Annotated in this window: 6 protein-coding genes; 1 reads left to right on the forward strand and 5 read right to left on the reverse strand. The window is 39.1% G+C overall.

What is annotated here, in order from left to right:
* Positions 1 to 52 precede the first annotated feature (52 nt).
* Positions 53 to 970, forward strand: coding sequence for a DMT family transporter (locus tag AC1DUW_RS19555; RefSeq protein WP_477643253.1), 918 nt, complete (start codon positions 53 to 55; stop codon positions 968 to 970).
* Positions 971 to 1,432: 462 nt separating this feature from the next.
* Here the strand turns inward: AC1DUW_RS19555 and AC1DUW_RS19560 are convergent, their stop codons facing one another.
* The 5 genes from AC1DUW_RS19560 to larE all read right to left on the reverse strand — a co-directional run bounded on the left by AC1DUW_RS19560 (position 1,433) and on the right by larE (position 5,826).
* The gene (locus AC1DUW_RS19560) at positions 1,433 to 2,194 is read right to left on the reverse strand and encodes an SDR family NAD(P)-dependent oxidoreductase (RefSeq protein ID WP_477643254.1); all 762 of its coding nucleotides are present in this window, start codon (positions 2,192 to 2,194) and stop codon (positions 1,433 to 1,435) included.
* Between the two features lie 717 nt (positions 2,195 to 2,911).
* On the reverse strand, positions 2,912 to 3,388 hold the full coding sequence (larC2, locus tag AC1DUW_RS19565; protein ID WP_252432312.1) for a nickel pincer cofactor biosynthesis protein LarC2: 477 nt from the start codon (positions 3,386 to 3,388) through the stop codon (positions 2,912 to 2,914).
* Complete coding sequence (gene larC / locus AC1DUW_RS19570) at positions 3,385 to 4,266, reverse strand: nickel pincer cofactor biosynthesis protein LarC (RefSeq protein ID WP_477643255.1); 882 nt, start codon at positions 4,264 to 4,266, stop codon at positions 3,385 to 3,387. Before larC ends, larC2 begins: the two co-directional genes overlap by 4 nt.
* Positions 4,247 to 5,014 (reverse strand): nickel pincer cofactor biosynthesis protein LarB, encoded by a 768-nt coding sequence (larB, locus tag AC1DUW_RS19575; RefSeq protein ID WP_053346435.1) that lies wholly within the window; start codon positions 5,012 to 5,014, stop codon positions 4,247 to 4,249. The genes larC and larB overlap by 20 nt, the downstream gene beginning before the upstream one ends.
* The gene (gene larE, locus AC1DUW_RS19580; protein ID WP_053346436.1) at positions 5,011 to 5,826 is read right to left on the reverse strand and encodes an ATP-dependent sacrificial sulfur transferase LarE; all 816 of its coding nucleotides are present in this window, start codon (positions 5,824 to 5,826) and stop codon (positions 5,011 to 5,013) included. Before larE ends, larB begins: the two co-directional genes overlap by 4 nt.
* Between the last annotated feature and the right edge of the window lie 48 nt (positions 5,827 to 5,874).

Consider the following 5,874-nt stretch of genomic DNA (forward strand, 5'->3'; position numbering starts at 1 on the left):
GGATAGTTGTATAATATATCAATTGTTAAATTTGTTTGAAAGGTTGTTTTGAATGAGCTATTTAAAAATCTACATCCTACTTATCGGAATCATGATTACTTGGGGGTTAAACGTTTCTGTTATTAAAATTTTAGTTGAACATACTCAACCTGTGACAATTACCTCTTTAAGAATTTTTGCGGCTTCTTTAATAGTTTGCCTTATCCTCTACTTTCTTGGTCTAATACGTCTCCCTAAAAAAAACGAACTTTTTTACGTTTTCGGAGGGGCCCTTTTAAGTGTCGTTTTTCATCATTATTTTTTAGCGGAAGGGTTAACAAAAACGTCAGCTACAAATGCTGGATTGATTTTGGGAATGGGGCCAATTTTAACAGTCATTTTATCAATGATATTTTTCCGTAAAAAGCCCACAATTATCCGATTTCTTGGTTTTATTTGTGGTGCTCTTGGTGTGAGTTTTACCGTTTTGGCAGGAAGCGGTGGTATTCATTCTATTAATCTGGGAGATGTRGATATCTTACTCTCCATTCTTTCACAAGCGTTAAGTTTTATTTTAATTAATCAAGCTTCAAAAACAATGGATCCACGCTTATTAACCGGCTATATGATGTTAATAGGATCTTTTATTCTTTTCGCCATCAGCTTATGGAAGGAACCAGATGGCTTAGCATTACTCGCTTCTGCTCCACCTTCCATATGGGTAGCTTTCATTTTCTCAGCAGTAATTGCCACAGCACTTGGGCATATGAGCTATAATTACGCCATTGGTAAGGTTGGTGCGGCCRAATCCTCTATATTTCTTAATTTAAACACCTTATTTTCTTTAGTCGGGGCAGCCATTTTTCTTAATGAAGCCATTGTTCCTGCACATTTCTTGGGTCTTATCTTCATTATTTCAGGAGTCTTGCTTGGATCGGGGGCATTAGAAATATGGATTCTTCAGAGAAAAAATAAAGGTATATCTGCATAGTTGCAATCAACTTAGATTGAAGATGTTGCTAGTCTATAATCCATTAACAGACTTCGAACTTATACAATAGGGGTCTGGGGGCTAACCTTATAAATTGAGAGACCATTAACCTTCCAAAATAGTACAATTAATAAAGTACATATATTGAAAGTTAATGGTCTCAAAATGTTTAATTCACCTTTACGTATTTTGTCCCCTCGACACTTAATATTTATTGCGGATTCACTCAGCAGGTAATTTCAATAATTTTTAATATGAGGAAAATATACTGATTTTTGAGCAATCCTTCATTTACAAACCTTCTGAAAATATAACTTCATTTCAATAATATCCCTCTTTTTTTGTTTTTGTAATTTAATTATAAGATCATAATTTTATTAGGATTCTAAAACGGGTTAAGCAAATACATAACTGTCTTTCTACGAAAATTTAAATTTCCGCCAGATATAACACATTTGAAGATTATCTGCCTAACCATCCACCATCAATAGATAATAAATGACCATGAACATAACCTGCTGCCTCTGAAGCTAAGAATACAACAGCCCCCTTAAAATCTTCCGAGTTTCCCCAGCGCCCCGCTGGAATTCGTTCAAGTATTTGCCTGTTTCTTGCAGCATCATTGATTAAAGCCTCATTCATATCTGTTGCTATATAACCTGGAACAATGGCATTTACATTGACATTGTATTGTGCCCATTCATTAGACAACGCTTTTGTTAGCTGTGCTACTCCGCCTTTTGCTGCTGCATACGCTGGGACGGTTAATCCCCCTTGAAAAGAGAGCAGAGAGGCCATATTAATAATCTTCCCTTTTCTTTGTGGAACCATATAGCGACCTGCCATCTGACACAAAAGCCAAACGGTTTTTAAATTTACCTGGATCACATCATCCCAATCGGATTCTGGAAAATCGACTGAAGGTGAGCGGCGCTGAATACCAGCATTATTAACTAAAATATCAATCTTTCCAAAATGCGCGACGACACTAGGAATTGCTTCCTTTACTTGATTCAAATCTTCTAAATCACAGGGAATAATCAAGCATTTTCTTCCTAAGTTTTCAATTTCGTACTTTACGTCCACTTGTTCAACCGAACGCTGAAGTAATGCAATGTTTGCACCCGCTTCTGCTAATGCTATAGCCATAGAACGTCCTATTCCTCTAGTAGCCCCTGTCACGGCTGCCACTTTTCCCTCTAATCCAAATAAATTAACTACCATATCTTCACCTCTTTCGTTTATTTGGGCGAAAAAATATCTTTAAAGATACATCCGGGATCTCCATTAATCCAAAATCCTTCAAAATTTCTTCAAGCGGCAATTTCCTTGAAATGAATGGCGCAACCACAATCATTCCTGTTGTATTAAGGGAATGGCATTTCAAAGTCCCCCCGACTGAAAGCATCTCGGCGTCGTTCTGAACTCATGGCACATAGTACGAGGGGCTTTTGCTATTGGGTGCTTTCCAAAATAAATCACCCTGTCTGTACCAGACCAGAAAAAATCTTTACATTGATGAGGGCTTCCCAGTAATGTTGGTACTTATCGACAATCTTAATAAATAAATATAAAAAGAGACTGCCTGGACGTTACCGACAGTCTGTATTACCCAGCTTTCCTTTTTAAGGAGAAAACATGTTACTCATGCTCATGATCGTGCCTGATATTCTGACGGTATGTAAAAAAACAGCTCGGTCCAAGTATTACTATCCTAATACAACGCTGAATTCCCGTGTCATACTAAACGACTCTGAAATTTCCTAATATATCAATAAGGAACCGAGTACAAGTATGGCCTCATCCCCAATACACGCCCGTAAGTGTGGACCGCAATATTTTTTTCTTATCGCCTGCTGTAGTTGCCACTGCAATAAGATTCTCCGGTACTAACGAATGTTTTTCCCTAATTAGAATCCAATGTAAGAATCGACACAAGACTCAATTTTCTTTCTCCTCCCCGAGACACTTCCATACTTCTTCATACACTTGTTTAAGTGGTATATTGTTCTCAACAGCAATTTTCCGACAGTCCTCAAATTCAGGTGCTTGTTGCATGAGCTGCCCGCCATATACCCCTTTCTTTACCGTTACCACGCCCCATAGTAAATGTACTTTGGAAAATGAGCGTTCAAGCCTGTGCACCGTAAGCGGATAGTAGCGGATACCAAGAGTCGTTGTTTCAGCAAATAATATCTTTTTCATTTCGGGAATCATCTGTTGTGAGCAAAGAAGCTGCAACAATACTCCCGGTCGATTTTTTTTCATAAAAATCGGCGTGTAAAAAACATCATTTGCCCCTGATTCAAACAGCAAATCCATTACATAGCCTAGCCATTCACCGGAAATATCATCTAGATTAACTTCCATTTTGATCATTTGGTCATCGATATGCTCGTGATTAGGTGGGTGGTTCATTGCATCTCTCCTATGATAATGCGAAGGACGTTCGGATGATTTTTAAATGTTTTTGTTCCCGCTCCATAGCCGATTGATTCGACAGTCATGGTCGGGAGCGGACAAAATGATTCTGCTAAAACAGCTGCGATTGCAGCCCCTGTGGGCGTAGCCAATTCCGATCGAATATCGCTTGCGGCAATCGGTACACCTTTTAATATTTCCAGTGTAGCAGGTGCAGGAACCGGGTATATACCGTGATCAATATGAATATGTCCAGACCCCGTTGGAATGGCTGATGAAAGTACCGATTGAATACCGAGTTGATTGATTAAAATTGCTGCTCCAATTATATCTATAATCGAATCAACCGCTCCTACTTCGTGAAAGTGAACTTTCTCGAGGGGAAGCCCGTGGATGTAGCCTTCAGCTTCACCAATCTTCTTAAAAATAGCAAGTGACATGTTCTTAACCGATGCATTAAAGTTAGCCTCATTGATTATCTCGACAATTTGTTTGTACGTGCGGTGATCATGATGATGATGGTGTTCATGGCTATTACTGTTGGAGTGACTATGTTCATTGTGATCAAGAATATGACTTTGCTCGTGATCATGGCTATGGTCGTTGGAGTGACTATGTTCGTGATGGTGATGCTGTTCATGGCTATGGATGTGTTCATGAAGGTGCTCCGGTTTTCTGGAAAGAATGACATCAAATTTTGTACTGGTAATACCATTTTTGACAACTTTTTCCCAGGACAGAGTATATTCTTCTTCTATTTTTAGCTTTTTTAACTCTTCTTCCATTTGAAAAGGATCGGCACCAGCATCAATCAAAGCACCAATTACCATGTCACCGCTTATGCCAGAAAAACAGTCAAAATATAATGTCCTCATCATTGACCTCCTTTTTATGTACGAGTTTGTAAATGAGCGCTGCGTTGTATGCCGCACCAAATCCATTATCTATGTTAACAACGCTTACACCTGATGCACATGAATTGAGCATCGATAAAAGTGCCGATAATCCGTTGAAATTCGCACCATATCCAACACTTGTTGGCACAGCAATAATCGGATTCATGACAAGGCCTCCTAGCACGCTCGGAAGCGCTCCCTCCATTCCCGCGACGCATACCGAAACAGTCGCATTTCGTATTTCGTCTATATTATCAAGAAGTCGGTGCAACCCTGCGACACCCACATCGTAAATACGCCTGACTGGAATACCTAAAGTTTCGGCCGTGACGGCTGCTTCTTCCGCAACGGGCAAGTCCGATGTCCCAGCACACACAATCGCGATATATGAGCCATTAGTTTTCTTATTTTCTTTAACCCATGCGAGTGTCCGTGCAATCTCGTTGTACTCAAAATCCCCACATTCTTTTTGTACAAATAACGCTTTTTCTCGAGAAATACGTGTCACTAGTACAGAATCATTCCTTGCCCGTAACGATTGAACAATCGTTAAAATTTGTTCTGCTGTTTTCCCTTCTCCAAATACAATTTCGGGAAAGCCTTGTCTTTTTTTACGATGATGATCAATTTTTACGAACCCTAAATTTTCATAGGATGCAAGTTTTGTTTTTGCTTCCGCTGCTGTCAATGTACCATTTTGTACCTGCTCTAGAATATCGTCAATCATACCATTTCTTCCTTTTTAAGTGCTAAATTCATACTCCCGCTTGTATAGCCCGTGAGATCCAAAGAGACATATTTATAACCAAATTGCTTCAGACGTTTCGTAATTAAAACGTGATATTCAAGCACAAGTGGCATATCAGCAGGATCTACTTCTATACGGGCGGTATCCTCATGGGTCCGAACACGCACCTGGTGAATATCTAATGATTTTAAATAAGCCTCTGACTTATCTACTTTCGTCAATTTTTCTTTCGTAATGATTTCGCCGTAGGCTATACGTGATGATAGGCAGGCAAATGATGGTTTATCCCAAGTTGGCAAACCTACTTCTTTAGACAACACTCTTATTTCTTCTTTGAATAAATTCGCTTCTTGAAGAGGTCCCCGGATGCCTTTTTCTTTTGCTGCTTTCATGCCTGGACGAAATTCATTCGCATCATCGGCAATAACCCCATAAATAATATTATTAAATTCATAATCTTCAAGAATAGGAAGCAAGTGGTCAAATAAACTACTTTTACAAAAGTAACAGCGATTTTGGTTATTTTCTGTATATCCTGGAATGGCTAACTCTGATGTTTGAATGACACGATGGCTGGCACCGATCCATTTTGAGAGCATAATGGCTTCTTCCAGCTCGCTCGACGGATAAGTTTCCGAATCCGCTGTAATGGCTAACACGTTGTCATATCCCAAAGTATCAATTGCAACTTTAAGCAAAAATGTGCTGTCTACCCCTCCTGAAAATGCGACCACAACAGTCTCCATCTTTACAAGAATATCCTGAAGTTTTTTGTATTTTTCTTGTATCATGCCAAATTGTTCTCCTTTCTTGATAAAATAATACTAATTTTATCCTCC

Source organism: Peribacillus sp. P4_C12 (genome assembly GCF_056402095.1).